The sequence below is a fragment of the Actinomyces sp. zg296 genome (genome assembly GCF_009829695.1).
In the GTDB taxonomy this organism is placed as follows: domain Bacteria; phylum Actinomycetota; class Actinomycetes; order Actinomycetales; family Actinomycetaceae; genus Actinomyces; species Actinomyces marmotae.
The window spans coordinates 251,382-277,513 of sequence record NZ_VWPG01000004.1 but is presented as its reverse complement, the minus strand read 5'-3'; the positions used below and the strand labels follow the sequence as shown (position 1 = coordinate 277,513).

Here is a 26,132-nt window from a genome sequence, read left to right as displayed (position 1 = left end):
GAGCCCCCTATGGCACTGTTCTCCCGCCGCAAGAGCGAGCGCGGCAATGATGACGCCCTTGCCGGGGGCTCGGCCGGCTCCCCCGAGGAAGGCGAGGAGGCCTTCGACGACGAGTCCTCGGAGGCCGCCGCCCGCCCGGCCGACGGCCCCTGGGACTCCGGGGAGGTCGCCGAGGACGACGATGACACCCGCATCGACCTCGGGTCCCTGAGGGTCCCCGCCATCGACGGCATGCAGTTGCGCATGGAGTCCCCCGGCCCCGGCGGCGGCATCCAGGCCGTCTCTCTCGCCCTGGGCGGCTCTACGCTGGAACTGCGCGCCTTCGCCGCCCCCCGCACCTCTGGGATCTGGGACGAGTTGCGCGCCGACATCCTCGACGAGCTCGGCCGCGCCCAGGCCCGCACCGAGGAGGTCGACGGCGAGAACGGCGTCGAGATCATCGCCGAGGTCCCCGTGCGCAACGCCGAGGGCGCCACCGGCACCGTGCCGGTCCGCTTCCTCGGCGTCGACGGCCCCCGCTGGTTCCTGCGAGGTGTGCTCCAGGGCCCGGCCGCCGTCGACGACGCCGCCGCCCGCGAACTGCGCGACGTCTTCCGCGGCGTCGTCGTCGTGCGCGACGGCGCGGCCCGGCCCCCGCGCGAGATCCTCCCCCTCCACGTCCCGGGCGCCGCGGCGGCTCCCCAGGTCGAGGACCTGCCCGGCCTGGACCCGCTCGCCCCGGGCCCCACCATCGCCGAGGTCCGATGAGGCCGGCCTCGGGCCTGCTCGCCCGCCTGCGCTCCCTGGGCCGCAGCCGGGAGGACCTCGACGCCGACGACGAGGCCCGCGCCGCGGGGGAGCGCCTGGCCGAGCTCGGCGCCGTGGAGATCGCCAGCATCGTCCCCCGCCACCGCGTGCGCGTCACCGGCGCGCTGCGCGCCGTCACCTACCGCCCCTCCGAGGCCCGCCCCGTGCTCGTCGGCCAGCTGTTCGACGGGACCGGCAGCGTGGACCTGGTGTGGATGGGGCGGCGCCGCATCGTGGGCATCGAGCCCGGCGCGCGCCTGTCCGTGGAGGGCATGGTCGTCGCCGGCCGCGCGAGGCCCACGATCTTCAACCCCGCCTACGAACTGCTGAGCGCCCGACGATGAGCCACGAGCGCACATCGGAGCAGGGGGCCGGCCCCCGGGAGGAGGGCCAGGCGAGGCCCGCGGGCGGGCTGGGCGCCATCGGCGCCCAGGCCTTCGACGTCTCGACCGCCGTGGGCGGCTGGCGCGGCATCATCGAATCCGTCGCCCCCACGCTCGTCTTCGTCACCATCGTCGCGCTGCGCCCCTCCGCCCTCATCCCAGCGCTCGTGGCCTCCCTGGCCATCAGCGCCGTCGGCCTCGTGGCGCGCCTGGCCGCCCGCCAGGGCCTCACCCAGGTCATCGGCGGGGCGGCCCTGGCCGCCATCTCGGCCGCCTGGGCCTGGCGCACGGGCAAGGCCGAGGACTTCTACATCACGGGCCTGCTCATCAACGCCGGGTGGCTCGCGGTCACCGCGGGCTCCCTGGCGCTGCGCTGGCCCCTCGTGGGAGTCCTGATGGGCCTGTGGCGCGCCACCACCGACGGCCAGGACGGCGCGGGCTGGGCCGCCTGGCGCAAGGACCCCGCGCTGCGGGCCGATCGACGCCGCTACACCTGGGGCACCGCCGTGCTGGCGGGAATGTTCGCCCTGCGACTGGTCATCGAGTTGCCCCTGTACCTGGCGGGCGCCGTCGGGCCGCTCGGGGCGGCCAGGATCATCCTGGGGCTGCCGCTGTACGCGCTGACCCTGTGGCTCGTCTGGCTCCTGGTGCGGCCCCGGGACTAGCCGGGTCGCGCCGAACTGGGGCGCGCGATGAGGGGTCAGGCGTTGAAGATCTCCGGGATCTCCCCCAGCGCGGCCTCGCCCTCCTTGGCGGTCAGGAAGATGAGCTCGTCCCCGCGCTCGAAGCGCTCATCCTCGTCGGGGGTGATCGGCCGGTACTCGCGCAGGATCGCGGTGAGCACCGTGTGAGGGGGCAGGACCACGGAGGACACGAGCTCGCCGATCATGGGGGAGTCGTCCGGCAGGGTCAGCTCGTGCATCAAGGCCCCGGACTGGTGGAAGGTGAACAGGGCGACCAGGGAGCCCACGCTCACGGCCTCCTCCACCAGCGCCGTCATGATCCGCGGCGTTGAGACGGCCACGTCCACGCCCCAGGTCTCGTCGAAGAGCCACTCGTTCTTCGGGTTGTTGACGCGCGCCACCGTGCGGGGGACCCCGTACTCGGTCTTGCACAGCAGGGAGATGACCAGGTTCGCCTTGTCATCGCCCGTGCAGGCCACGACGACGTCGCACTCCCCGGCCCCCGCGTCGTCCAGGGCCTCGACGTCGCAGGCGTCGGCGAGCTGCCAGTCGGCGTCGGGGACGGTTGACAGTCGCATGGCCTCCGCCGAGCGGTCCACGAGCGTGACCTCGTGGCCGTGGCTGATGAGCTCGCGGGCGATGGAGCGCCCCACGCTGCCGGCTCCGGCGATGAGGATCTTCATGGCTCAGGCCTCCAGGACGGGCGGGCGGGACAGGACGCGCTGCGCGGCGGTGATGCGCTCGGTGGCGACCGCCAGGTGGAGGCGGTCATGCTCTTGCAGCAGGGTGGTGGGCTCGGGCACGAGCGCCCCCGAGCCGCGCGAGATCCAGGCGACGCGCCCGCCCACGCGGTCCTCGATCGTCGCCACGGGCACGCCCACCCAGCCCGAGGACGCATCGGGCTGGACGAGGCTGACCGCGCCGGAGGGGTCCTCAGCCTCCCGGGCTGAGCCCCCGGGCAGGATCCAGCGCATCATCTGGTCCGCCGTGCGGCGCACGGTGGCGACCGTGGGAATGCCCAGCCGCTCGTAGACATCGGCGCGGTTGGCGTCATAGATCCTGGCGACCACGTGCTCCACGCCGAAGGTCTCGCGGGCCACGCGAGCCGAGACGATATTGGAGTTGTCCCCGTTGGACACGGCGGCGAAAGCGTAGGCCTCGTCGATCCCCGCCTGCTCAAGGGCGTCCCGGTCGAAACCCACGCCCTTGACCTTGCGGCCGTTGAAATCCTTGGGGAGGCGCCGGAAGGCCTCGGAGTTCCTGTCGATGACGGCCACTGAATGGCCCATGCGGTCCAGCTGGGCAGCCATGGTGGCGCCAACCCGGCCGCAGCCCATGATGACGAAGTGCACGACTGAACCGTACCCTCAATCTTGGCCGAGGCCGAGCGGGGGCATAGCATTCGGGGTCGTGCGTGACTTCGCCGACCGCGTCAAGCGGCTCCTCGTCGGCCGCCCCGTTCCCAGTGGGGCGCTCGGCGAGACCCTCCTGCCCAAGCGGATCGCCCTGCCGGTCTTCGCCTCGGACGCCCTGTCATCCGTCGGATACGCCCCGGACGAGGTGATCGTGACCCTCGCCGTGGCGGGCGTGGCCGCCACCGCCCTGTCGCCCTGGGTGGCGGTGGCCGTCGTCGGCGTGCTGCTCATCGTGGTGGCCTCCTACCGCCAGACCGTCCACGCCTACCCCTCCGGCGGCGGCGACTACGAGGTCGTCTCCACTAACCTGGGCTCCCACGCCGGCCTCGCCGTGGCCTCCGCGCTGCTGGTCGACTACGTCCTGACGGTCGCCGTGTCGATCTCCTCGGGATCGTCCTACCTGGTGACCGCCGTACCCGCGGCCGCCCCCTACAAGGTGGAGATCGCCGTCGGCGTGTCCACCATCCTGGCGCTGCTCAACCTGCGCGGCACGCGCGAGGCGGGCGGCGCCCTCGCCATCCCCACCTACATCTACATGATCGCCATCGGCGCCCTGGCCGTCACCGGCTTCGTCCAGGAGGCCATGGGGACGCTGGGCAGGGCGGAGTCCTCGGCCTTCGACGTCGCCGCCGGGCCCGGATGGGACGCCGGGCTGACGGGCCTGGCGGGCGCCTTTCTCGTCCTGAGGGCCTTCTCCTCCGGCTGCGCGGTCCTCACCGGTGTGGAGGCGATCTCCAACGGCGTGCCCATCTTCCAGCGGCCCAAGTCGAAGAACGCGGCGACGACGCTGCTCATGCTCGGCGGCATCGCCGCGGCGATGCTCATGTCCATCATCCACCTGGCCGGGGCCACCGGCGTCCATATGGTGGAGAACCCCGCCACCCAGCTCACCTCCCACGGACTGCCCGTGGGGGAGGGCTACCACCAGGACCCGGTCATCGGCCAGCTCGCCGCCACCGTGTTCGCCGGCTTCAGCCCCATGTTCTACCTGGTGACGGCGGTGACGGGCCTCATCCTGGTGCTTGCCGCCAACACCGCCTTCAACGGCTTCCCGGTGCTCGCGAGCGTCTTGGCCGCCGATGGCTTCCTGCCGCGCCAGCTCACCCAGCGCGGCGACCGCCTGGCCTACTCCAATGGGATCCTCGCCCTGTGGCTCGGGGCTATCGCCTTCATCGTCGGCTTCGAGGCCGACACCAACCGCCTCATCCAGCTCTACATCGTGGGCGTGTTCATCTCCTTCACCCTGTCTCAGATCGGCATGGTGCGCCATTGGACCCGCGAGCTGGCCACCGCCACCGGGCCCCGGCAGCGCTCCCGGATGAGGCGCTCCCGGATCGTCAACAGCATCGGCCTGGCGGCGACCGGGCTCGTGCTCATCGTCGTCCTCATCACCAAACTCACCCGCGGCGCGTGGATCACGCTGACGATCATGGCGATCATCTTCCTGGTCATGAACCGGATCCACCGCCACTACGACAGGGTCCACGAGGAGCTGGCCATCACCGACCTGCATGACTCCCGGGTCCTCCCCGCCCACATCCACGCCATCGTGCTGGCCTCCAGCCTGCACAAGCCCACCCTGCGGGCGCTGACTTACGCGCTGTCCACGAACCCGACCTCGATCGAGGCGCTCACCGTGGACATCGGCGACCACCGGGCCGACCGGCTCCTGGACGACTGGGACGAGGCGGATCTCCAGGTCCCCCTGACCGTCCTCGACTCGCCCTACCGCGACATCACCCGCTCGGTCATCGCCTACGTGCGCTCGGTGCGCCGGGAGTCCCCGCGCGACCTCGTCGTCGTCTTCATCCCCGAGTACCTGGTGCGGCACTGGTGGGAGCAGGTGCTGCACAACCAGATGGCGCTGCGCATCAAGACGGCGCTCCTGTTCACCCCCGGGGTGGTGGTGGCCTCGGTGCCGTGGCAGCTGGGGGCCCCGGGGATGCGGCAGGCCCGCCAGGAGCGGCGCCTGGCCTCAGCGGCCGGCATAGTCGACGCCGATGAGGCGGTGCGCCGAGGCTCGCGGGCCCGCCGTCGTGGCGCCGGGTCGCCCGTCGGCGCCTCCGCCCCCGGCACTGGGAGGAGGCCATGAGCGGGCGGGGGCGCGGCCCGGCCCGCCAGGAGAAGGCCTGGGGCGGCGCCCATGAGCCGGAGGAGATGATCCTCGTCGTCGGGCCCCCCGCCCACGGCGGGCATTGCGTGGCCCGGCCCCAGGGGGAGCCGGAAGGCCGCGTGGTCTTCGTGCGCCACGCGCTGCCCGGGGAGACCGTGCGGGCGCGCATCACCGCCAGGACCTCCAAGATGTGGCGCGCTGACGCCGTCGAGGCGCTCACCGCCTCGCCGGACCGGGTGGAGCCGGTGTGGCCCGAGGCCGGCCCCGGCGGGGTCGGCGGGGGAGAGCTGTCCCATGTGGCCCTGCCGGCCCAGCGCACCTGGAAACGATGGGTCCTGGCCGACTGCCTGCGCCGCATCGGTGGGCCGGAGGTCGCCGAGGCCGTCCTGGCCCTGCCCTTCTCGACGCCCCCCGGCGGCGTGCCCGTCGAGCCCATGCCCTGTGAGACGGCCGCCGAGACCGCCGAGGACCCCCGGGTCCGCGCCCTGGCGGGGACCGGCACCCGCACCCGCGTCGAGCTCGCCATCGGCGACGACGGCGCCCCCGGCATGCACGCCTTCCGCTCGGCGACGATCCTGCCCGTGCGCGACCTCCCACTGGCGGTCCCCGCCATCCGGGATCTGGGCCTGACCACACGCGGGTCCTGGCGCCGGCGCCTGGCTAGGGCGCGGCGCGTCCAGGCCGTCGCCCCCAGCGCGGGCGCTCCCGTCGTCATCGTCGACGGCACCGTCCTGTCGGCCAGCGGGCGCCCCCTGAGCAGGCAGCGGGTGGACGAGTCCGTCGACGCCTCGGGCCTCGGCCTGGGGGAGCTGCGCTACACGGTGCGCGCCGACGCCTTCTGGCAGGTCCACCGGGACGCCCCCCGGGCCCTCGTGGAGGCCGTGACCCGCGCCGCCCTGGGCGATGAGGCGGGAGGGGCGGGCGCTTCCGGCGCCGGTCGGCCGGGAGGGCCCCGCGTCCTGGAGCTCTACTCCGGCTCGGGCCTGCTCACCCTCCCGCTGGCCCTGCTGGGCGGCGAGGTCATCTCCCTGGAGGGCTCTGAGCGCGCGGTGCGCGACGCCGACCGCAATCTGCGCCCGGCTCCCCGGGCCCGCCTGATGGCGGGCCGGGTGACGGGAGCCTCGGTCACCGAGCTTGGGCGATCCTTCAGCCCCGGCGGGGATGGGCGCGCCGACGTCGTCGTCCTCGACCCTCCTCGCCAGGGCGCGGGCAGGGACGTTATCGAGGCGATCGTGGGGGTGGGCCCCGCTCGGGTCGTGCTGGTGGCCTGCGACCCCGCGGCCCTGGCCAGGGACGTGGGCTCGCTCCTGCGCGGCGGCTACCGCCTGGAGGGCCTGCGGGCCCTCGACATGTTCCCCCACACCCACCACTTCGAGACGATCGCGGTGCTCCAGCGCCCCTGAGCCCGGCGCCGGCCCTCGCGGGCCGGCCTGGTGCCGGTTAGGTGCGGAGCGGCTCGCGATATTCGGCGCTCACCCCCCTTGCTCCGAGGGCGGGAGCACGGCGCTGGATCGGCATGTTGACGGGCGATGACACGCCGTCGGATAGCGTGGGCGCCACATCGGGCGGGCCCGCGCCGGACGACCCGGGCCGCGCCGCCCCCGGTGATCCTCGACCAACAGGAGCGACGTTGACCAGCATCGACACCTTCGGATCCCGCGCCACCCTCGACGTCGACGGCGCCGCCTACGAGTACTACCGCCTCAGCGCCGTCCCAGGCCTGGAGCGCCTGCCCTACTCCCTCAAGGTGCTGGCGGAGAACCTGCTGCGCACCGAGGACGGCGCCAACGTCACCGCCGAGCACGTGCGGGCCCTGGCCTCATGGGATCCCACCGCCGAGCCGGACACGGAGATCCAGTTCACCCCGGCGCGCGTCGTCATGCAGGACTTCACTGGTGTTCCCTGCATCGTGGACCTGGCCACCATGCGCGAGGCCGTCGCCGAGCTCGGGGGGGACCCGGCCGTCATCAACCCGCTCGCCCCCGCGGAGATGGTCATCGACCATTCCGTCCAGATCGACTCCTTCGGCCTGCCGAGCTCGCTGGAGCGCAACAAGGAGCGCGAGTACGAGCGCAACGCCGAGCGCTACCAGTTCCTGCGCTGGGGCCAGGGGGCCCTCGACAACTTCCGCGTCGTGCCCCCGGGCACGGGCATCGTCCACCAGGTCAATATCGAGTTCCTCGCACGCACCGTCTTCACCCGCGCCGAGGAGCGCGACGGCGCCCGGGTGACCGTGGCCTACCCGGACACCTGCGTGGGCACGGACTCCCACACCACCATGGTCAACGGCCTGGGCGTGCTCGGCTGGGGCGTGGGGGGCATCGAGGCCGAGGCCGCCATGCTCGGCCAGCCCGTGTCCATGCTCATCCCGCGCGTCGTCGGCTTTAGGCTGACCGGTCAGATCCCCGCCGCGGCCACCGCCACGGACGTGGTCCTCACCATCACCCAGATGCTGCGCGCGCACGGCGTGGTCGGCAAGATCGTGGAGTTCTACGGCGAGGGCGTGGGCGCGGTGCCGCTGGCCAACCGCGCCACCATCGGCAACATGAGCCCGGAGTTCGGCTCCACCGCCGCCATGTTCCCCATCGACGGCGTCACCCTGGACTACCTGCGCCTGACCGGCCGCCCCGAGGAGTCCATCGCCCTGGTGGAGGCCTACGCCAAGGCCCAGGGCATGTGGCACGACCCCTCCCGCGAGCCCGTGTACTCCGAGTACCTGGAGCTCGACCTGGCCACCGTCGTCCCCTCGATCGCCGGTCCCAAGCGCCCCCAGGACCGCATCGAGCTCTCCCGCGCCAAGGAGGCCTTCCGCGAGGCCCTGCCCGCCTACGCGCCCGAGGGCCACAAGCCCACCGAGGCGGCCCTGGCCGACGGCACCACCGCCGAGCTCGACCACGGGCGCGTCGTCATCGCCTCCATCACCTCGTGCACCAACACCTCCAACCCCTCGGTCATGGTGGCCGCAGGCCTGCTGGCACGCAACGCGGTGGCGCGCGGGCTGCGCTCCAAGCCCTGGGTGAAGACCTCCACCGCGCCGGGGAGCCAGGTCGTCACGGACTACTACGCCAAGGCCGGGCTGTGGTCGGCGCTGGACGCGCTGGGCTTCAACGTGGTGGGCTACGGCTGCGCCACCTGCATCGGCAACTCCGGCCCCCTGCCCGAGGAGGTCTCGGCCGCGGTGAACGAGGCCGACCTGGCGGTCGTCTCGGTGCTGTCGGGCAACCGCAACTTCGAGGGCCGCATCAACCCCGACGTGAAGATGAACTACCTGGCCTCCCCGCCGCTGGTCATCGCCTACGCCCTGGCCGGGACGATGGACTTCGACTTCGCCACCGAGCCGCTGGGTCAGGATCCCCAGGGCGAGGACGTCTTCCTCGCCGACATCTGGCCGGACCCGGCTGAGGTGCAGGCCACCATCGATGCCACCATCGACCGCGAGATGTACGAGCGCGACTACGCCGACGTCTTCGCGGGCGACGAGCGCTGGCGGGGCCTGGACACCCCTGGGGGCCAGACCTTTGCCTGGGACCCAGGCTCCACCTATGTGCGCAAGGCCCCCTTCTTCGAGGGGCTGACCATGGAGCTGACCCCGGTGGCGGATATCGAGGGAGCCCGGGTGCTCGCGCTCCTGGGGGACTCGGTGACGACCGACCACATCTCCCCGGCCGGGGCCATCAAGGCCGACTCCCCGGCGGGCCGTTACCTGTCCGAGCATGGTGTGGCCAGGGCTGACTTCAACTCCTACGGCTCGCGCCGCGGCAACCACGAGGTGATGATCCGCGGCACCTTCGCCAACATCCGCCTGCGCAACCAGCTCCTTGACGGCGTCGAGGGCGGGTACACCCGCAACTTCCTCACCGGTCAGACCGAGTCGATCTTCGACGCCTCCCAGGCCTACCAGGCGGCCGGTGTGCCGCTGGTGGTGCTGGGTGGCAAGGAGTACGGCTCGGGCTCCTCGCGCGACTGGGCGGCCAAGGGCACGGCGCTGCTGGGCGTCAAGGCCGTCATCGCCGAGTCCTTCGAGCGCATCCACCGCTCCAACCTCATCGGCATGGGCGTGGTGCCCCTTCAGTTCCCCGCGGGGCAGTCGGCCGCCTCGTTGGGGCTGGATGGCGCGGAGTCCTTCTCGATCACGGGCCTGACCGCCCTCAACGACGGCGTGACGCCGCGGACCGTGGAGGTGCGCGCCGAGCGGGCCGACGGGAGAGCGACGACCTTCGAGGCTCTCGTGCGCATCGACACCCCCGGCGAAGCCGACTACTTCCGCAACGGCGGCATCCTCCAGTACGTCCTGCGCTCGCTCGCCCGCGGCTGACAGGCCCTGATCCCGCCCGGGGCGCCCGCGCGGCGCGGCGGCATCGCCGTCGTTGGGGCCCACGGGCGCCGCGGGTGGCAGGATGGTCCGCGTGCTGCACGTCATCTTCTTCGAGCCGCGGATCCCCGGGAACACCGGGGCCGCCATCCGGCTGAGCGCCAACACCGGCGCCATGCTCCACCTCATCGACCCCCTGTTCGACATGGATGACGCCAAACTGCGCCGCGCCGGCCTGGACTACCACGACCTGGCCCGCACGCGCGTCCACGAGGACCTGGAGTCCTGCCTCGTCCACGTCCCCGGGAGGATCTACGCCTTCACCGCCCAGGCCGAGCGCCTGCACGCCCAGGTGGACTGGCGGGCCGACGACGCCCTCCTCTTCGGGCCCGAGCCGACCGGCCTGCCCGAGGAGGTCATGGCCCACCCCCGCGTGACCGACCGCGTTCGCATCCCCATGGTCGAGGGCAACCGCTCCCTCAACCTCGCCAACTCCGCGGCCATCGGGCTCTACGAGGCGTGGCGGGTCCTCGGCTTCCCCGGCGGGCGCTGAGCGGGCGGGGCGCCGCGCGGCTCAGGTGAGCTGGGAGGGACGCACCATGAGGTCCTCCACGGCCGCGCCCTGAGGCATGTCCACGGCCACGCGCACGGCGGAGGCCACCGAGTCCGGCGTCATGTACTCCGCCGGCCGGTACTCCTCGCCGGCTCCGTCCTGAAGGCGCTTCAGCAGCGGGGTGTCCACGCGGCCCGGGTAGATGGTGGTCACCCGCAGGTCCCCGCGCTCCTCCTCCCGCAGGCAGTCGGCCAGGGCACGCAACCCGTGCTTGGCCGCGCAGTACAGGGCCTGGCCCACGAAGGAGCGGTGCCCCGCGCCGGAGTTGATCATGACCACCAGGCCCTTGCGCACCCGCAGGGCCGGCAGCAGTAACTTGGTCAGATGTGCGACCGCCACCAGGTCCAGGTCGAGCGCCGAGCGCCACTGGGATGGCTCCAGGTCCTCCACGCGGCCCGGGGCCTCCACCCCCGCCGAGTGGACGAGCACATCGAGTCGGGGCAGCCCCAGGCCCGCCACCGCGCGGGCCAGCGCGTCGTCATCGGTCAGATCCACCGCCACGGCGCGCACCCGGGTGCCCGAGTGCTGGCGCAGGGCGACGGCCAGGTCGTCGAGGTCCGACCCCGTGCGGGCCATGAGGATGAGGTCATGATCCCGGGACAGGTCCCGGGCGATCGCCAGTCCGATCCCCGACGTCGCCCCCGTGACCACGGCGATCGGCCGACGCTGGTGGCGCCCGATCGGCGCCGCCGGGAACGCGCCGGTGACCGCTTCCACGAGTTCGCCGCGCGCCGCGTCCCGGCGGCTGCGGCGCGTGCCCGCCCCCTGCGAAGGGCTGGCCGCGCCCGTGGGGGAGGACGGGCTGGTCGGAGGCGCGGTGATGGGCGGCCCCGCCGCCCGTCGGCTCATGCCGGCCCCTGGAGGAAGGGCGCGGCGCCGGCCTCGCCGGGGAGCGAGTAGACGGCGGTCAGCGTCGCGCGGGCCAGGGCGTGCTGCGCCATTTGGAAGGCCGCCATGGCCGGCGTCGCCTCATCGTCGAGGCCCAGGGTCTCCACGTCCAAGGCGTGCACGGTGAAGACGTAGCGGTGGTCGCCGTCGCCCGCCGGGGGGTAGGGGCCGAAGTAGGCGTGATCGCCCGAGTCGCCCCGCAGGTGGAAGGCGGCGCCGTCGAGGGTCAGGTCCGAGGCCCCCGCCCCCTGCGGCAAGGAGGTCGTGGAGGCGTCGAGATCCACGATGGTCCAGTGCCACCAGCCCGATGGCGTCGGGGCATCGGGATCGAAGCAGGACACCGTGAAGGAGGCGGTGCCCTCAGGGAATCCCGACCACGACAGGGCGGGCGAGATGCTCTCACCCGCGGCGGCGGTGAAACGGTCCGAGATGCGCGCGCCAGCGGCGATGTCCGTCGACTCCAGGGTGAACGTGGGGACGGCGGGAAGCAGGTCATAAGGGAAAGGGGGGCGCGGGCGTCGCAGGTCGGTCATGGATGCCTCCGTTCTCGGTCGAGCCTATGGGGCCCACTCTAGACGTCGGCCCCGCCGTCCTGAAGGCGCCTGACGAGCGGGCTTCATTCCTGTCGCCCCCGCGCGCTACGCTCATGCCGAACTCGAACACATGTTCGAATGCACTGCGGGGAGGAGCCGCCATGGGCGGGGATGAGAGGCTCTCGCGCCTCCGGGCGGCCAGGAGCGCCCTGGCCAGCGCCGAGGAGCGCGCCGGCCTGCGCTCAGCGCGCCAGCCCCTCGCCCCCCGGGCCCGGGAAGGCCGCATCGGCGATCCCCCTCCCGGCCCCTGGCTCGGCGTGGGCGCCGCCACCAGTGGGGCCGTGGTCCTCACCGGCTCGACCAGTGCCCTCCTCGCCCTCCTCGCCCACCGCCAGGGGGCCCAGGGGTGGTGCGCGGTGGTCGGCGGGGATGACCTCGGCTGGTGCGCCGCCGCCCACCTCGGCCTCGCCCTCGACCGCGTGCTCGCCGTCCCCATCGGCGCGGGGGGCGGCGCAGGGGCCCGCGCGGCGCGGGGGGAGCTCGCCCCCGCCAACATCCTCGCCGTCACCGCCGCCCTGCTCGACGGCGTCGACGCCCTCCTCATCACCGCTCGCCCCGCCTCGCGCCTCCGCGCCCGGGACCGCGCCACCCTGACCGCCCGCGCCCGGGACCGCGGCGCCCTCATCCTCAGCCCCATCCCCTGGGAGGGCGCTCGCGTCCTGCGCGCCGAGCCCCGCGGCACCCTCGTTCCCCTGCGCGCCAGCGCTCAGGGCGCGCAGGAGATGCCCTCCGGATACCTCGACGCCCTGTCCTGGCGCCTGCGCGACGAGGCCCGAGGATCCCGCCTCGAGCTGCGCCTAGGAGGCCGCGGCATGGAGTGCGAGGGCTCCGCCGCCCCCGCCACGCCCGGCGCCCCTACTGCCCGCAGGGGGAGCGCATGAGCCCTCCGCCGCCCCCGACTCCCGCCGTCCCGCGACTCCTCGCCGTATGGGTCCCCGACTGGCCCGTCGTCGCCCTCACCCTCCAGGGTCGCGATCAGGCCCGGGCCCGCCGGGGATCCGGGCGGACCCCGCCCGATCCGGCCACCGGGCCCGTCGCCGTCATCGGCGCTCGGGGCGTCATCGCCGCCTCCCCAGCGGCCAGGGCCGCCGGCGTGGGCGTCGGGATGCGTCTGCGCCTGGCCCGATCCCTGTGCCCCGGCCTGGCCGTCATTCCCCCGCGCCCCGAGCAGGAGGCCCGCGCCTTCGAGGACGTCATGGAGGCCCTGACCGCCGTCCTCGCCGACCCCTCGGTCATGCGGCCCGGCCTGGCCCTGTCCGGCGCTCGCGGCCCCGCCGCCTGGGCCGGGGGAGAGGAGCCCCTCGCCGAGGCCGTCGTCGAGGCAGTCGCCCAGGGGGCCGGCGTCGAGTGCCAGGTCGGCATCGCCGACTCCCTCCTCGGGGCCGTCCTCGCCGCCAGGCGCGGCATCATCGTCTCCCCCGGCGCCACCGCCGAATTCCTGTCCCCCTGGCCGATGTCCTCCGCCCTGACTGCCCTGGCCTCCCGCGCGGCGGGGCAGGAGGCCAGGGCCGTCATCGAGACGCTCTCGCGCCTGGGCGTCCACCGCCTGGGGGATCTGGCCCGGCTCCCGCGCCGGGATATAGCCGCGCGATTCGGGCTCACCGGGGAGCGCCTCCACCTCCTGGCCAGCGCCGAGGCGCGCGACGCCCCCCGGGCCCCGCGCCCCCGGGCGGGCCTCGGCGTCGAGGAGCGCCCCGATCCGCCCATCGAGCGGGCCGATGCCGCCGCCTTCGCGGCCCGCGCCCTTGCCGAGCGCCTGGCCGCCCGCCTGGCGGGCGCGGGCCTCGGCGCGGGGCGGCTCCTCATCGAGGCCGCCTGCGAGGACGGCTCCGAGCTCGCCCGCTCCTGGATGCTCGACTCCTTCCCCGACCCCTCCTGGACCACGGACCGAGTCCGCTGGCAGATCGAGGGCTGGCTGGCTGGCCGCTCCGGCCGCCCGCCGGCCGCGCCCCTGACCCTCCTGCGCCTGACCGCTCTTGAGCCCGTCGTCGCCGGCGCCTACCCGGAGGGGCTGTGGGGAGCCCCGGGCGAGCGGGGGCGGCGCCTCGCCCGCAGGGCCGCCGAGCGCGTCGAGTCCCTCCTCGGGGCCGGTGGGGTGCTGACCCCCCGCCTCGTCCCCGGGCGGGATCCGCGCTCCCGCGCCCGCCTCATCGGCTGGGATGAGCCGTCCGCCGGGCCCTCCTCGCTGGGGCGCGCGGGCGGCGCCGCGCGCGAGGGGGCGCCGCCCTGGGCCGGGATGCTCCCGGAGCCGAGCCCCGCCACCGTCCCCTGCCACCGAGTGCCCGCGATCCTCGCCGATGCCACGGGGGAGGAGATCGGCGTCGACGCCCAGGGGATCCTCGACGGCGCTCCCGCCACCATCCGCATCGGGGAGCCGGGGGGCCCGGCCTCGGAGTGGGACGGGAGCGATGAGGTCCTGGCCTGGGCCGGGCCCTGGGCCATCGACGAGGGCTGGTGGGGGGCCGGCGCCCACCGGCGCGCCTACCTTCAGGTGACCCGCCGCTGCGGCCCTCCCCTGCTCCTGGAGCGCTCCGGGAGGTGGTGGCTCGACGCCGTCTACGACTGACTGTGAGGGGCCGTGACCGGCCGGGGCGGGCCTACGAGCGGGCGCTGGCGCGGCGCGACCGCCGACGGCTGAGCGCGATGACCACGAGCGCCGTGGCGCACGCCCATGCCAGTCCCAGGGCCCAGCCCGCCAGGATCTCCGTGAGGCGGTGGTAGCCGAGGTAGGCGCGGGAGGCGCCCACGGCGGCCGTGACCACCAGGGCCGCCGCTACGGCGCCCGCCCGCGCTGTCCGCGAAGCCGTTGAGATGAGGACGAACCCCGCCAGAAGAGCCATGAGAGCCGCGGTGTTGAGGGAGTGCCCCGAGGGGAAGGCCGTGGTGCGCGGGGGCGGGCCCAGGCGGAACTCGGCGCCCAGGCGCGGGCGGTTGAAGACTCCCTTGAGCGCGAGGGTGAGGATGGACGCGCCGCTCATGGAGGCCACCAGGGTGACCGCCTGCGCCCGAAGCCCCCGCAGGGCCAGCCCGGAAGCGATCGCCGCGGTGAGGAGTGTCAGGCCGATCGTCCCTCCCACGTGGGTGAGGGACCAGGCGAGGGGCGTGAGCGCGGGGGCGCGCAGCGAGGCCGTCCGCCTGGCCGCCCACAGGTCGATGGCCAGGCTCCGGCCGGGGGCGCCCGTGCCGGCGCGCCCGCCTGCGTCGACAGCGAGCGTGGCGACCGCCATGACGGTGAAGACGGCGAGCGCCACCGCCATCGTCCAGGCGAGGGCCCGACTGGACGGCAGGGACCGCGACGTTGGCCCGGGGAGCACCGGTGATGAGAATCGCACGAGGTCATCCTAGGGGCGCGCTGCGCGGGCGCCGTGGGAGCCCACGGGGCGCTCGCCGTCCCGGCGGGCTGCTCGGCGTCGCGCGGGGCGCCGCTGCCCCGTTACTCCCGGCCCAGGTCCGCCTGCGCGGGGTCCACGGTGGGGGCGTGGGTGACGATCTTGTGGCCCCACCACAGGGCCAGGAATACCGGGATGCCGATGTAGGGCATGAGGATCTTTCCCAGGGAGTCCCCACTGGTGATCGGCCCGTAGGCCTGCCCGATGATGATGGCGATGCAGGCCAGCAGGGCCACGATGGCGCCCGCGGGGAAGAACCGGGCCCGGTAGGGCAGGTCGGTCAGCGGGCGGCCCTGCGCCTTGAGGGCCATGCGGAAGCGCCAGTGGCACCAGGAGATGCCCGCCCAGGTGATGAAGCCCGCCAGGGCGGACAGGGTGAGCAGGAACTCGTAGGCGGCGCCGTCGCCGACGAGGGAGGTGATGAAGCCCGCCAGGCCCACGAGGGTCGTGGCCACGAGTGCGTTCATCGGCACCTGGTGGGAGGACAGGCGCGTGAGGAAGCGCGGGGCGTGCCCGCGCTCGGCCAGCGCGAAGAGCATCCGGGTGGAGGAGTACAGGCCGGAGGTGCCCGCTGAGAGCACGGAGGTGAGGATGATCGCGTTGATGACCGAGGCGGCCCCCAGGATGCCCGCCCGCTCGAAGACGAGCGTGAAGGGGGACACCGAGATATTGGACTCCGAGGAGTCGAGCAGATTGGGGTCGGTGTAGGGGATGAGGAAGCCGATGACGGCGATCGCCCCGATGTAGAACAGCAGGATGCGCCAGAAGATCGTGCGGATGGCGCGGGGGATGGTGCGCTCGGGGTTCTCCGCCTCGCCCGCGGCCGTCCCGATGAGCTCGGTGCCCTGGAAGGAGTAGCCGGCCACGAGGAGGACGAGGAGGATCCCCTTGCCGCCGCCCACGAAGGGCGCCTCGCCCGTGGTCCAGTTCGCCGTGCCCGGGCTGGGGCCGCCCAGGATCCCGGCGATCATCGCCGTGCCGAGGATGAGGAAGGCGACGACGGCGACCACCTTGATCGAGGCGAAGAGGAACTCGGACTCCCCGTAGGCGCGGGCGCTTAGGGCGTTAATAGTGAACAGGATGGCGAGGAAGAGGGCTGACCAGACCAGGGAGGGGACGTCGGGCAGCCAGTACTTCATCACCAGCGCCGCCGCCACGAGCTCGGCGGCCACGGTGATCGCCCAGTTGAACCAGTAGTTCCAGCCGATCGCGAAGCCGAAGGAGCGGGAGACGAAGCGCGTCCCGTACTCGCCGAAGGAGCCGGCCACCGGTAGGTAGGCGGCCATCTCGCCCAGGGACTGCATGATGAGCCACACCATGATGCCGACGGCGGCGTAGGCCACGAGCGCGCCGCCGGGGCCCGCCTGGGAGATGGTGGCGCCGGAGGCGACGAACAGGCCGGTGCCGATCGCACCACCGATCGAGATCATGGTGAGGTGGCGGCTGAGCAGGCTGCGGCGCAGCTCCTGGGGCTCGCCCCGCTCTCCGTCAGGGGCTGCGGCGCCCGCGGGCTGGGAATCGGTCATGCTGGATCCTGGATCGAGGTGGCGCGGCGCTCAGGGATGAGTCGCCGACATGAGGAATGCGGGCACAGTAACTACCCCGCGGGTGAACGACGGGGATTGTCTCACGTGGCTGCCTCAGGGGCGCCCGAGCGCCGTCCCGACTCGGGCGCGCTATTCTGTACACGTGTTCGAATCCGCTGCTCGGGAGGGGGCCGCCCATGCCGTCCGCGCACCGCTACGCCGAGCTCCACGCCCACTCGGCCTACTCCTTCCTCGACGGCGCAAACGAGCCCGCCGAGCTCCACGCCGCGGCCGCCGAGCTCGGCCTGGAGGCCCTGGCCCTGACCGATCACGACGGCATGCCCGGCATCGTCAAGCACGCCCAGGCCGGGCGGGCCCACGGAGTCCCCACCATCCACGGCGCCGAGCTCACCCTCGATGACGCCTCCCGCCTGCCGATCCTCGCCCGCGACCCCCGCGGGTACCGGCGCCTGGCCGCCGCCATCTCCCATCACAACCTCGCCGCCGGGCGGCGCGAGGAGCCGGCCCATCGCCTCCAGGACCTCGCCGCGGCCCTGGAGGGCGGGGGGATCCTGGCCCTGACCGGCACCGCCAACGGCCCCCTGCGCCGGGCCCTGGGGGACCCGCGCCGCCCCGCCGAGTGGAGCCTGGCGGCGGCTGACGCGGCCCTGGGGCGGCTCGTCGATCTCCTCGGGCCTGACGGCGTCGCCGTGGAGCTCGCGCTCGACGGGTCCTTCACCGACGCGCCGCTGACCGAGGCCCTGGGCTCCCTGGCCCGCGCCCACCGCCTGCCGCTCGTGGCCACCGGCGCCGCGCGCTGCGCCCGCCCGGCCGATTCCCACCTGGCCGATGTGCTCATCGCCACCCGCCTGGGCACCGACCTGGACTCCGCGCGCGGACACCTGCCCGCCGTCGGCCGCCACCTGCGCGGCCCCGATCAGATGGCGCGCCTGCACCGCCGTGATCCGGCCGCCGTCGACGCCGCGGCGGATATCGGGGCGGACCTGGCCTTCGACCTCGCCCTCGTCGTCCCCGACCTGCCCATCCCACCCGTCCCCGAGGGGCACACCCCAGCTACCTGGCTGCGCGAGCTCACCCGGCGCGGCGCCCTGGAGCGCTACGGCTCCCCCCGCGAGGAGCCCGAGGCTTGGAGGACCCTGGTCCACGAGCTCGACGTCATCGAGTCCCTCGGCTTCCCCGGCTACTTCCTCATCGTGCGCTCCATCGTCGACTTCTGCGCTGAGGCCGGCATCCTGTGCCAGGGGCGCGGCAGCGCCGCCAACTCGGCTGTCTGCTACGCCCTGGGCATTACGGCCGTGGACGCCGTGCGCCACCGGATGCTCTTCGAGCGCTTCCTGTCCCCGGGGCGCAGGGGGTACCCGGATATCGACCTGGATATCGAGGCCTGCCGGCGCGAGGAGGTCATCCAGCACGTCTACGCCCGCTACGGGCGCGAGCGCGCCGCCCAGGTCGCCAACGTCATCTCCTACCGGCCGCGCTCGGCCGTGCGCGACGCTGCCCGGGCCCTGGGCCACCCCAGTGGGCTCCAGGACCGGTGGGCGGGCCTCATGGACCGCTGGTCCACCGTGCGCGCGGACCTGGCCGAGGGCGCGCCGGGCGGTGGGGGAGGTGCGGGCGACGGCGCCCCGGGAGGCGGTGACGGCATTCCCGACCAGGTCCTCGACGTCGCCGAGTCCCTCCTGCGCCTGCCCCGCCACCTGGGCGTCCATTCCGGCGGCATGGTCCTGGCCGACCGCCCCATCACCGAGGTCTGCCCCGTGCGCTGGGCCGCCATGGAGGGGCGCACCGTCCTGCAGTGGGACAAGGACGACTGCGCCGACGCCGGGCTGGTCAAGTTCGACCTGCTTGGCTTGGGGATGCTCACCGCGCTGCGCCTGGCCTTCACCAGCCTGGCCGCCCGTGGGGAGACCGTGCCCGAGCTCGCGCCCGGGGGAGAGCTGCGCGCGGCGAAGGTCGGCCGCCCCTGGGACCTGCACACCCTGCCCGAGGAGGACCCGGCGGTCTACCGGCTCCTGCGGGCCGCGGACACCGTGGGCGTCTTCCAGGTCGAGTCGCGCGCTCAGATGGCCACCCTGCCGAGGCTGCGCCCCGAGACCTTCTACGACATCGTCGTCGAGGTCGCCCTCATCCGCCCCGGCCCCATCCAGGGCAACGCCGTGAGCCCCTACCTCCGGCGCCGGCTCGGCCGAGAGCCCATCACCTACCTTCACGACTCCCTCAAGCCTGCCCTGGCCAAGACCCTGGGCGTGCCCCTGTTCCAGGAGCAGCTCATGCGGATCGCCATCGACGCCGCCGGCTTCACCCCCGCCGAGGCCGACGCCCTGCGCCAGGCCATGGGCGCCAAGCGCTCGGCCGAGCGTATGGAGGCCCTGCGCGCCCGGCTCGTGGACGGCATGACGCGGCGCGGGGTGGGCCGGGCCGACGCCGAATCGGTCTTCGCCCAGCTCAGGGGCTTCGCGGACTTCGGCTTCCCCGAGTCCCACGCCTTCTCCTTCGCCTACCTCGTCTACGCCTCCGCCTGGCTCAAGGCCCGCCGGCCCGAGGACTTCTACGCTGGCGTCCTGGGCGCCCAGCCCATGGGCTTCTGGTCGCCCGCCACGCTCGTGGCCGACGCCCGCCGCCACGGGGTGCGCGTCCTGCCCGCCGACGTCAATGCCTCGGCGGTCGAGGCCGGGGTGGAGCAGCGCCCCGCGACGCCGGGCCCCGACTGGGAGCTCCTCACGCCCTCCCCGCACGCCCTGGCGCCCCTTGACGTCCACCCGGACCTGGCCGTGCGCCTCGGGCTGGGCGGCGTCAAAGGCCTGGGCGGAGCCGCTGAGCGGATCGTCGCCGAGCGCGCCGAGAACGGGCCCTTCACGGACCTGGCGGACCTGGCCCGACGCGTGCGGCTGACGACGGCGAGGCTGGAGTCCCTGGCCGCTGCCGGGGCGCTGCGCTCACTCGGAGCGGATCGGCGCGAGGCCCTCTGGGCGGCGGGGGCGGTCTCCGGGGAGATGGGGCGGAGCCGCGCCTCCTCCCCGGGCGGGGCCTGGTCCCAGCCGCCGCTGCCGGGCACCGCCGTCGGCGCGAGCGCGCCGGAGCTGACCCCGATGACCCCCGCGGAGGAGGCCGTCGCCGATATCCGGCTCACGGGGGTGTCCTCCTCGCGCTCCCCGATGGCCCTCGCGCGCCCCGCGCTGGCGGCCGACGGCATCCTCACGATCGCCGAGGTGGCGCGCCGGGCGGGCCAGCGGGCGCGGGTGGCGGGGGTCGTCACCCACCGGCAGCGCCCCCACACGGCGTCGGGGATGGTCTTCCTCAACCTGGAGGATGAGACCGGTTTGCTCAACGTCGTGTGCTCCGCGGGCATGTGGCGCCGCTACCGGGGGATCGGCCGGCGGGCCGGCGCTCTCGTGGCGCGCGGGATGGTGGAGGCCGACGACGGGGCGGTGGCCCTCATCGCCGAGCGACTGGAGGCCTTGGGCGGGATCGTGGCGCCGTCGAGCCGCGACTGGGCCTGAACCGGGCCTGCATCCAGGGCCCGAGGGCGATCGGGATGGGCGGGGCTCGGGCGTCCTCAGGGCTTCGCGCGGATCTCTGAGTAGGCGGGCAGTTCCCCAATGACCGGCGCGTCCTTGACGTGGAGCTCGGAGTAGACCGACCAGGCGACGCTGATGAGGGGGACGGCGATGACCGCGCCGAGCAGGCCTGCGGAGTAGGTGCCCACCGCCACGCCGATGATGACGACCACCGGGTGCAGTGAGACCTGCTTGCCCATGATGAGGGGCTGGAGGATGTGCCCCTCGATCTGGCCGATGCCCGCCACGCCGAGGCACACGATGATCATCGTGAGGAAGCCCTTGGAGGCCAGGGCCACGATCATGGCCACGACCATGGCCACCGGCGCGCCGAGCAGCGGGATGAAAGCACCGATGAACACGAGCACGCCCAGGGGGGCGGCCAGGGGGATCCCGATGAGCTGCAGGAAGATCCCCGCCATGATGCCGTCGGTGGCGGCCACGAGCACGGTGCCCCGGGCGTAGCCGGCGAAGGTGTACCAGCCGGCGCCGGCCGCGCGGTGGACGGGCTCGCGCAGGTGGGCGGGCAACTCGTTGAGGAACCAGCGCCACATGCGGCCCCCGGAGGCCAGGAAGAAGATCGTGCAGAACAGGGCCAGGGCGAGCACGGCGAAAACGTCGACGACGGCGCCCGCGTTGGCCAGGGCCTCGGAGACGAGGGTCGGCGCGTTGGTGCGCAGGTACTCCTGGCCCTTGACGACGAGGCTGTGCACCTGGGCGAAGATCTGGTCCTCGGTCAGGTGCAGGGGCAGGGGGCCGTGCTCGAGGAAGTTGACGATCGTGTCGATGCCGGTGTTGAACTGGTCGGCGAGGCTGCCCCACTGATCCGTCACCGAGGTGATGACGTAGAACATGAGGCCGGCGACGACGCCGATGGCCACCCCGAGCGCGAGGAAGGTCGCCGCGTAGCGGGGCATGACGCGGGCGAAGAAGGTCACGAGGGGCTGTAGGAGGGTGGTGAACACGAGGGCGATGAATAGCCCGACGACCACCGGGACGAGTTTGAAGGTCGCGAAGAAGACGAGGCTGATGATGATGAGGAGCCCCAGCCCCAGCCAGGCCGCGATCCCACCGCGCACGAGCCAATGGGGCAGGGCGTCCAGGACGGTGGGCCTGGAGGCCACGACGACGGTGGGCGGGGTGGCCGGATCCGCGGCGGCGGTCCTCTCGGCGCCCACCGACCCCTGGGCCCCCTCCTCCCGCGCGGCCCCGCTGGCCGGCGCGCGCCCGTGATCGACGGGATCGTGGGGCTGTGCGGTCATCGGCGCCGTGGTGCCCGCCGCGCCGGGGACGGCGGTGGCGCCGGGGGTGTCCGCGGCGTCGTCGGGGGCGTCTGGCGCGCCGTGGGGCGCTGGGTCTCGGGGACTCGTCATGATCCTCGCGTCTCGCTCTCACTGACGGTTCCCGGCCAGCCTACTAGCGTGGAACCATGAGTCCCTCACGCCGTGCCGGTTCCCGACCGCCATTCCGCCTGCCGCGCGTCGCGGCCCTGACCCCGGGCAGGGGCGGCCAGCCCCGCCTGCTCATCGACGCGCCCTCGGGGGCCGCCGAGATCTACCTCCATGGAGCGCACCTGACCTCCTGGATCCCCCGGGGCGGCGGTGAGGTCCTGTTCACCTCCCGCCAGGCCGTCTTCGACGGGCGGACCGCCATCCGGGGCGGCGTGCCCCTGTGCCTCCCCTGGTTCGCCTCCGGGCCCGACGGCGCGCGGAGGCCCTCCCACGGATGGGCCCGGATCATGGAATGGGAGCCGCGCTGCGTCGAGAGCCGGCCCGACGGCGCCGTGCGGGTCCTCATGGCCCTGAAGCATGACGGGCTGAGCCTCCTCTACGAGATCAGCGTGGGGGAGGAGCTGGGGCTGTCCCTGTCGATCAGCAACCGGGGGCCGGCGCCCCGGAGCGTGGAGGCGGCGCTGCACACCTACCTGCGGGTCGGCGACGTGACCGCCGTGCGGATCGTCGGGCTGGAGGGGCGCGAGTACGTGGACAAGGTGGCCGGGGGCGCCGCCTCGGTGCAGGCCGGCCCCCTGGGCGTGCGCGGCCCCGTGGACAGGATCTACGAGTCCGGCGCGCCGACGATGGTCTTCGACCCGGCGCTCGGCCGCCGCGCGCGGGTCTCGCCCACGGGGTCGGAACAGACCGTCATCTGGAACCCGTGGAGCAGTGGCGCCGCCGCGCTGGCGGATATGGCCGAGGAGGAGTTCCCGACGATGGTGTGCGTCGAGACCGCCCGGCTGGGCCGTTCCGCGGCCCTGCTCGGGCCGGGGGAGACCATGGCCATGGGGGCCAGGATCGCCGTCGAGAGCCTGTGAGGAGCGGGGTGAGCCCGGGCGCCGCGGCGCTGTGAGATGAAGCACCGCGGGGTGATTTGCGCGCGAGCGCTCCTCCTGGGTAACTTTCTCTGCGTTGCCGGCGCGGGATGCCCGAGCGGGCGGCGCAACTGAATAGGTCCGAGTGGCGGAATTGGTAGACGCGCTAGCTTGAGGTGCTAGTGCCTTATTAAACGGGCGTGGGGGTTCAAGTCCCCCCTCGGACACGGCGAGGGCGGGCCCCAGGAGTGATCCTGGGGCCCGCCCTCATTTTTTCTGCTCCCGGTTGTTTTGCTTCCGGTTGCTCCCGGACGGGGCTCAGGCCCACTTGGGCCGGAACAACTCCGGCCTCGATGACGACAGCAGCAGGACGAGCAGCCAGATCGGCCCGGCGAGGGGCACGAAGCTGATGAACCACCATCCGCCGGACTTGCCGACGTCGTGGAGGCGGCGGACCTGGACCGCGATGGAGGGGATGATGAGAGCCAGGTTGAAGATCGCAATGGCGATGAGGCAGGGGGTCGCGATGGCGACCGCCCAATCGGCCACATCGGGCTTGTCATAGACCGTCTTGGCGGGGATCTCGCCGACCCTGAGCGAGACGACGGCGATCGTCAGCAGGCCGACGGAGACCAGGAGGCGGAACAGCAAGGGCCACACCAGCTCGGAGACCGAGGCGGTTCCCCGGAACTGGGCGTAGCGGCGGAAGAAGCGGCGCAGGGCCTCGCCGAAGGAGGCCCCGGGGAGGGCGGCGAGCTCAGCGGGGAGCATGGGCGTCTGGGGCACCCCAGGAGCGGGGGCGCCCATGGGGTCGCCGGGCTGGGCATAGGGAACCTGAGGAGGCTGGATGCTCCCATGGGAAACGGACAAGATGACTCCTGTTGGTGAAAGACAAGGACTTACGGCCTGCGATGATGTTGGCTCATCGCCAGAACCGCCGCACATCGTAACGGATTCGTATCGCCCTTGACGTAGACCTCGATCCGCGCCGCGCAGGGCGGTCGCCCCCGTGCCGGGCTCCGCGGCTGCCGTTCCGGCCAGGGGGCGGCGGGCCGCCTGATTAGGATCGGGGCATGCAGCCCTTCGAGATCACCGTCCCAGCCGAGGCGGGCCGCCCGGGCCTCCTCCTGTCCGCGCCTACGATGGACGACGCCGAGCGGGTCCACGAGATCTGCCAGGACCCCGAGATCCACCGCTGGACGCTCGCCCCCTCGCCCTATTCCCTCGACGACGCCAGGCGCTACCTCGCCGACGTTGTCGCCCCCGGCTGGGAGACGGGGAGCGAGCTCACCTGGGCCATTCGCGAGCGGCGCGGCGCGGGTGGGGATGGCGCGGACGGGAGGCTCGTGGGGATGATCGGGCTGCGCCTCGACTCCTCCGGCAGGGGCGATCTCGGCTTCTGGGTGGCGCCCGAGGCCCGCGGCAGGGGGGTGGCCACTCGGGCGGCGGGCGCCGTCGTCGATGCCGCCCTCGATCCCGGCGCCCTGGCCCTTCCCGCCGTGTCCTGGAGCTGCTGGATCGAGGACGGCGTGCCCAACTGGCCGTCGTGGCGGATCGCCTGGTCCCTCGGCTTCACCCGCGAGGGGCTGCGGCGCGCGGCTCTCGTGCGCGATGGGCGCCGCCTCGACGAGTGGACGGCCACGCTCCTGGCCGGGGAGCCCCGGCGCCCCGTGGCCCCCTGGGACGGGCCGGCGGTGCCCGCTCAGGCCCCGCTCGTCGCTCATGACGGCGTCGGCGAGCGCGAGGGCGACGACCCTGAGGCGCTCGTGCGGCGGTTCCACCGCGTCTACGGGCTGCCCATCCGCGACGATGGGCCGAGCCTGGACCGCGAGAGCCTGGACATGCGGATGAGCCTGATCGCCGAGGAGTTCGCCGAGCTGACCGGCGCCGTTTACGGCCGGGCCGCCAGGGCTGAGATCGAGGCCGCCTGTGCCCGGGCGCGCGCGGCCGACGACGGCTCCCGGGACCTCGTCGAGACGGCGGACGCTCTGGCGGACCTCGTCTACGTCATCTATGGGATGGCCCTGGAGACCGGCATCGACCTGGCCGCCGTGCTGGCCGAGGTGCAGCGCTCCAACATGTCCAAGCTGGGCGAGGACGGGCGCCCGATCTACCGTGAGGACGGCAAGGTCCTCAAGGGCCCGGGCTACTTCCCGCCGGATGTGGCCCGAGTGCTGCGCGAGCCGCGCGGGGCCGACCGGGCCCGCGGGCAGCGGTAAGGGCCCGGGACTCGCCGTGCGGGGGCGGCCGGTATTGGGAAGCGCGCCGGGATCGGGATAGCCTGGCCCGGCCCACAGCAGAATCGGTCGGCCCGGTCCGAGGACGGACCCGCGCCCGGCCCCCGTGAGAGGACCCCCATGGCACGTGTCACCATCGTCGGCGGAGGCTACGGCGGCATCACCCTGGCCAAGGCGCTCGACGGCATCGCCGAGGTCACCCTGGTCGAGCAGAAGGACGCCTTCGTCCACCACGCCGCCTCCCTGCGCGCGGCGGTGGATGCGGAGTGGTCGGAGAAGATCTTCCTGCCCTACGACAGGCTCCTGACCAACGGCCGCGTGGTGCGCGGCACCGCCATGGCGGTTAAGGGCACCACCGTCCAGGTCTCCGGCGAGGGCGATATCCAGGCCGACCACCTCGTGCTCGCCACGGGCACCAACTACCCGTTCCCCGCCAAGCACCTGGAGTCCACGGCGGCGATCGCCAAGGCCCGCATCGAGCGCGTGCGAGCCTCCCTGGGCTCCGCCAAGCGCGCCCTCATCCTGGGCGCGGGCGCCGTCGGCCTGGAGTTCGCCGGCGAGATCACCTCCGCCTTCCCGGACCTGCGCGTGACCATCGTCGAGGCCGGTCCCACCATCCTGCCGCAGGGTGACTACAAGGCCGAGCTGCGCGACTCGATCGCCGCCCAGCTTGCCGAGCGCGGCGTTGAGATCATCACCGGGGACACCCTGGCCTACCTGCCCCCGATCGACATCGGCGGCCTCGCCCCCTTCCGCGTGACCACCACCGGTGGGCGCACCATCGAGGCCGACATCTGGTTCCGCGCCTACGGGGCCTCCGCCGCCACGGGCTTCCTCGGCGAGGACTATGACGAGATCCGCCGCTATGACGGCACGATCCGCGTGGATGACAAGCTCCGGGTCATCGATCACCCGGGCGTGTGGGCCATCGGGGACATCGCCGACGTCCGCGAGTCCAACCGCGCCCAGCACGCTCGTGACCACGCTGCCGTCGTCGCCCAGAACATCCAGGACATCATGGCGGGCCGCGAGCCGTCGGCCTCCTACGCGCCCCAGTCCGATCTCGTCGTGCTCCCGCTGGGGCCGGTCGGCGGCGCCTCCCAAGTGCTCAAGGACGGGGTGAGCGTGGTTGAGGGCCCCGAGTTCACCAATCGCATCAAGGGCGAGGACCTGTTCACGGAGAATCTGCGCGAGCAACTCGGCCTGGCCGGTTGACCTCGTCCCCGCCCGGGCGCGGCCGCGGGCGTCCTGGCCCCCTCACGCGGGGCCAGGACGCTGATGTGGTGCGCGCCGCCGGGGGATGCCGGT

The 26,132-nt window shown here is 73.6% G+C and carries 21 protein-coding genes and 1 tRNA gene; 14 read left to right on the top strand and 8 right to left on the bottom strand.

What is annotated here, in order from left to right; genetic code table 11:
• The first annotated feature begins 9 nt into the window (after window positions 1-9).
• Genes GVV76_RS05080 through GVV76_RS05070 form a run of 3 tightly spaced genes read left to right on the top strand, consistent with a single transcriptional unit; the run spans window position 10 to window position 1,834 of the window.
• Entirely contained in the window at window positions 10-747 is a 738-nt protein-coding gene (locus tag GVV76_RS05080) for a DUF3710 domain-containing protein (RefSeq protein ID WP_159625436.1), read from the top strand.
• Window positions 744-1,130 carry an OB-fold nucleic acid binding domain-containing protein gene (locus GVV76_RS05075; RefSeq protein WP_159523100.1) on the top strand — a complete coding sequence of 129 codons (387 nt, stop codon included), beginning with the start codon at window positions 744-746 and terminating at the stop codon, window positions 1,128-1,130. The genes GVV76_RS05080 and GVV76_RS05075 overlap by 4 nt, the downstream gene beginning before the upstream one ends.
• Window positions 1,127-1,834: a DUF3159 domain-containing protein gene (locus GVV76_RS05070; RefSeq protein WP_159625433.1), complete on the top strand. Its 708-nt coding sequence runs from the start codon at window positions 1,127-1,129 to the stop codon at window positions 1,832-1,834. The genes GVV76_RS05075 and GVV76_RS05070 overlap by 4 nt, the downstream gene beginning before the upstream one ends.
• Before the next feature lie 35 nt (window positions 1,835-1,869).
• Here the strand turns inward: GVV76_RS05070 and GVV76_RS05065 are convergent, their stop codons facing one another.
• Together GVV76_RS05065 and GVV76_RS05060 are read right to left on the bottom strand one after the other, a co-directional pair.
• The gene (locus GVV76_RS05065) at window positions 1,870-2,535 is read right to left on the bottom strand and encodes a potassium channel family protein (protein WP_159523096.1); all 666 of its coding nucleotides are present in this window, start codon (window positions 2,533-2,535) and stop codon (window positions 1,870-1,872) included.
• 3 nt (window positions 2,536-2,538) lie between these two features.
• On the bottom strand, window positions 2,539-3,204 hold the full coding sequence (locus GVV76_RS05060) for a potassium channel family protein (protein ID WP_159523094.1): 666 nt from the start codon (window positions 3,202-3,204) through the stop codon (window positions 2,539-2,541).
• A gap of 58 nt (window positions 3,205-3,262) precedes the next feature.
• On the opposite strand from GVV76_RS05060, the gene GVV76_RS05055 reads away from it, so the two are divergent.
• The 4 genes from GVV76_RS05055 to GVV76_RS05040 all read left to right on the top strand — a co-directional run bounded on the left by GVV76_RS05055 (window position 3,263) and on the right by GVV76_RS05040 (window position 10,245).
• A complete protein-coding gene (locus tag GVV76_RS05055; RefSeq protein WP_159523092.1) occupies window positions 3,263-5,359 on the top strand; it encodes an APC family permease in 2,097 nt (698 codons plus the stop codon).
• Complete coding sequence (locus tag GVV76_RS05050) at window positions 5,356-6,783, top strand: class I SAM-dependent RNA methyltransferase (protein WP_236263218.1); 1,428 nt, start codon at window positions 5,356-5,358, stop codon at window positions 6,781-6,783. The genes GVV76_RS05055 and GVV76_RS05050 overlap by 4 nt, the downstream gene beginning before the upstream one ends.
• A 227-nt stretch (window positions 6,784-7,010) precedes the next feature.
• Window positions 7,011-9,695, top strand: coding sequence for an aconitate hydratase AcnA (acnA, locus tag GVV76_RS05045; RefSeq protein WP_159625431.1), 2,685 nt, complete (start codon window positions 7,011-7,013; stop codon window positions 9,693-9,695).
• Between the two features lie 91 nt (window positions 9,696-9,786).
• Entirely contained in the window at window positions 9,787-10,245 is a 459-nt protein-coding gene (locus tag GVV76_RS05040) for a tRNA (cytidine(34)-2'-O)-methyltransferase (RefSeq protein WP_159523086.1), read from the top strand.
• Window positions 10,246-10,266: 21 nt separating this feature from the next.
• On the opposite strand, the gene GVV76_RS05035 is transcribed toward GVV76_RS05040, so the two are convergent.
• Both GVV76_RS05035 and GVV76_RS05030 read right to left on the bottom strand, forming a co-directional pair.
• The gene (locus GVV76_RS05035; RefSeq protein ID WP_175994029.1) at window positions 10,267-11,154 is read right to left on the bottom strand and encodes an SDR family oxidoreductase; all 888 of its coding nucleotides are present in this window, start codon (window positions 11,152-11,154) and stop codon (window positions 10,267-10,269) included.
• Window positions 11,151-11,726 (bottom strand): YbhB/YbcL family Raf kinase inhibitor-like protein, encoded by a 576-nt coding sequence (locus tag GVV76_RS05030; RefSeq protein WP_159625429.1) that lies wholly within the window; start codon window positions 11,724-11,726, stop codon window positions 11,151-11,153. Before GVV76_RS05030 ends, GVV76_RS05035 begins: the two co-directional genes overlap by 4 nt.
• A gap of 161 nt (window positions 11,727-11,887) precedes the next feature.
• On the opposite strand from GVV76_RS05030, the gene GVV76_RS05025 reads away from it, so the two are divergent.
• Together GVV76_RS05025 and GVV76_RS05020 are read left to right on the top strand one after the other, a co-directional pair.
• Window positions 11,888-12,667: a hypothetical protein gene (locus tag GVV76_RS05025; RefSeq protein ID WP_159625427.1), complete on the top strand. Its 780-nt coding sequence runs from the start codon at window positions 11,888-11,890 to the stop codon at window positions 12,665-12,667.
• Window positions 12,664-14,352: a DNA polymerase Y family protein gene (locus GVV76_RS05020; protein ID WP_159625425.1), complete on the top strand. Its 1,689-nt coding sequence runs from the start codon at window positions 12,664-12,666 to the stop codon at window positions 14,350-14,352. The genes GVV76_RS05025 and GVV76_RS05020 overlap by 4 nt, the downstream gene beginning before the upstream one ends.
• Window positions 14,353-14,383: 31 nt before the next feature.
• Here the strand turns inward: GVV76_RS05020 and GVV76_RS05015 are convergent, their stop codons facing one another.
• Complete coding sequence (locus tag GVV76_RS05015; RefSeq protein ID WP_159625423.1) at window positions 14,384-15,118, bottom strand: phosphatase PAP2 family protein; 735 nt, start codon at window positions 15,116-15,118, stop codon at window positions 14,384-14,386.
• A 101-nt stretch (window positions 15,119-15,219) separates the two neighbouring features.
• Window positions 15,220-16,701, bottom strand: a complete 1,482-nt coding sequence (locus GVV76_RS05010; protein WP_159523076.1) for an amino acid permease — start codon at window positions 16,699-16,701, stop codon at window positions 15,220-15,222.
• 197 nt (window positions 16,702-16,898) lie between these two features.
• Here GVV76_RS05010 and GVV76_RS05005 point away from each other — a divergent pair, with 197 nt between their 5' ends.
• On the top strand, window positions 16,899-20,222 hold the full coding sequence (locus tag GVV76_RS05005) for an error-prone DNA polymerase (protein ID WP_159625421.1): 3,324 nt from the start codon (window positions 16,899-16,901) through the stop codon (window positions 20,220-20,222).
• Window positions 20,223-20,278: 56 nt separating this feature from the next.
• Here GVV76_RS05005 and GVV76_RS05000 read toward each other — a convergent pair whose 3' ends face one another.
• Entirely contained in the window at window positions 20,279-21,652 is a 1,374-nt protein-coding gene (locus GVV76_RS05000; RefSeq protein WP_159625419.1) for an AI-2E family transporter, read from the bottom strand.
• A 56-nt stretch (window positions 21,653-21,708) separates the two neighbouring features.
• Here GVV76_RS05000 and GVV76_RS04995 point away from each other — a divergent pair, with 56 nt between their 5' ends.
• Window positions 21,709-22,590: a D-hexose-6-phosphate mutarotase gene (locus GVV76_RS04995; protein WP_159625417.1), complete on the top strand. Its 882-nt coding sequence runs from the start codon at window positions 21,709-21,711 to the stop codon at window positions 22,588-22,590.
• Between the two features lie 136 nt (window positions 22,591-22,726).
• Window positions 22,727-22,814: transfer RNA gene (locus tag GVV76_RS04990), tRNA-Leu, on the top strand.
• A 91-nt stretch (window positions 22,815-22,905) separates the two neighbouring features.
• Here GVV76_RS04990 and GVV76_RS04985 read toward each other — a convergent pair.
• Window positions 22,906-23,373 carry a DUF805 domain-containing protein gene (locus GVV76_RS04985; RefSeq protein WP_159625415.1) on the bottom strand — a complete coding sequence of 156 codons (468 nt, stop codon included), beginning with the start codon at window positions 23,371-23,373 and terminating at the stop codon, window positions 22,906-22,908.
• A gap of 287 nt (window positions 23,374-23,660) precedes the next feature.
• Here GVV76_RS04985 and GVV76_RS04980 point away from each other — a divergent pair, with 287 nt between their 5' ends.
• Entirely contained in the window at window positions 23,661-24,806 is a 1,146-nt protein-coding gene (locus GVV76_RS04980; protein ID WP_159625412.1) for a GNAT family N-acetyltransferase, read from the top strand.
• A 138-nt stretch (window positions 24,807-24,944) separates the two neighbouring features.
• Complete coding sequence (locus GVV76_RS04975) at window positions 24,945-26,039, top strand: NAD(P)/FAD-dependent oxidoreductase (RefSeq protein WP_159523066.1); 1,095 nt, start codon at window positions 24,945-24,947, stop codon at window positions 26,037-26,039.
• Window positions 26,040-26,132: the final 93 nt, after the last annotated feature.

Bases quoted from the DNA above. Each gene is read 5' to 3' on its own strand.
- GVV76_RS05080 (WP_159625436.1), top strand. From the start codon at position 10: ATGGCACTGTTCTCCCGCCGCAAGAGCGAGCGCGGCAATGATGACGCC.
- GVV76_RS05075 (WP_159523100.1), top strand. From the start codon at position 744: ATGAGGCCGGCCTCGGGCCTGCTCGCCCGCCTGCGCTCCCTGGGCCGC.
- GVV76_RS05070 (WP_159625433.1), top strand. From the start codon at position 1,127: ATGAGCCACGAGCGCACATCGGAGCAGGGGGCCGGCCCCCGGGAGGAG.
- GVV76_RS05065 (WP_159523096.1), bottom strand. From the start codon at position 2,535: ATGAAGATCCTCATCGCCGGAGCCGGCAGCGTGGGGCGCTCCATCGCC.
- GVV76_RS05050 (WP_236263218.1), top strand. From the start codon at position 5,356: ATGAGCGGGCGGGGGCGCGGCCCGGCCCGCCAGGAGAAGGCCTGGGGC.
- GVV76_RS05035 (WP_175994029.1), bottom strand. From the start codon at position 11,154: ATGAGCCGACGGGCGGCGGGGCCGCCCATCACCGCGCCTCCGACCAGC.
- GVV76_RS05030 (WP_159625429.1), bottom strand. From the start codon at position 11,726: ATGACCGACCTGCGACGCCCGCGCCCCCCTTTCCCTTATGACCTGCTT.
- GVV76_RS05025 (WP_159625427.1), top strand. From the start codon at position 11,888: ATGGGCGGGGATGAGAGGCTCTCGCGCCTCCGGGCGGCCAGGAGCGCC.
- GVV76_RS05020 (WP_159625425.1), top strand. From the start codon at position 12,664: ATGAGCCCTCCGCCGCCCCCGACTCCCGCCGTCCCGCGACTCCTCGCC.
- GVV76_RS05010 (WP_159523076.1), bottom strand. From the start codon at position 16,701: ATGACCGATTCCCAGCCCGCGGGCGCCGCAGCCCCTGACGGAGAGCGG.
- GVV76_RS05005 (WP_159625421.1), top strand. From the start codon at position 16,899: ATGCCGTCCGCGCACCGCTACGCCGAGCTCCACGCCCACTCGGCCTAC.
- GVV76_RS05000 (WP_159625419.1), bottom strand. From the start codon at position 21,652: ATGACGAGTCCCCGAGACCCAGCGCCCCACGGCGCGCCAGACGCCCCC.
- GVV76_RS04995 (WP_159625417.1), top strand. From the start codon at position 21,709: ATGAGTCCCTCACGCCGTGCCGGTTCCCGACCGCCATTCCGCCTGCCG.
- GVV76_RS04980 (WP_159625412.1), top strand. From the start codon at position 23,661: ATGCAGCCCTTCGAGATCACCGTCCCAGCCGAGGCGGGCCGCCCGGGC.
- GVV76_RS04975 (WP_159523066.1), top strand. From the start codon at position 24,945: ATGGCACGTGTCACCATCGTCGGCGGAGGCTACGGCGGCATCACCCTG.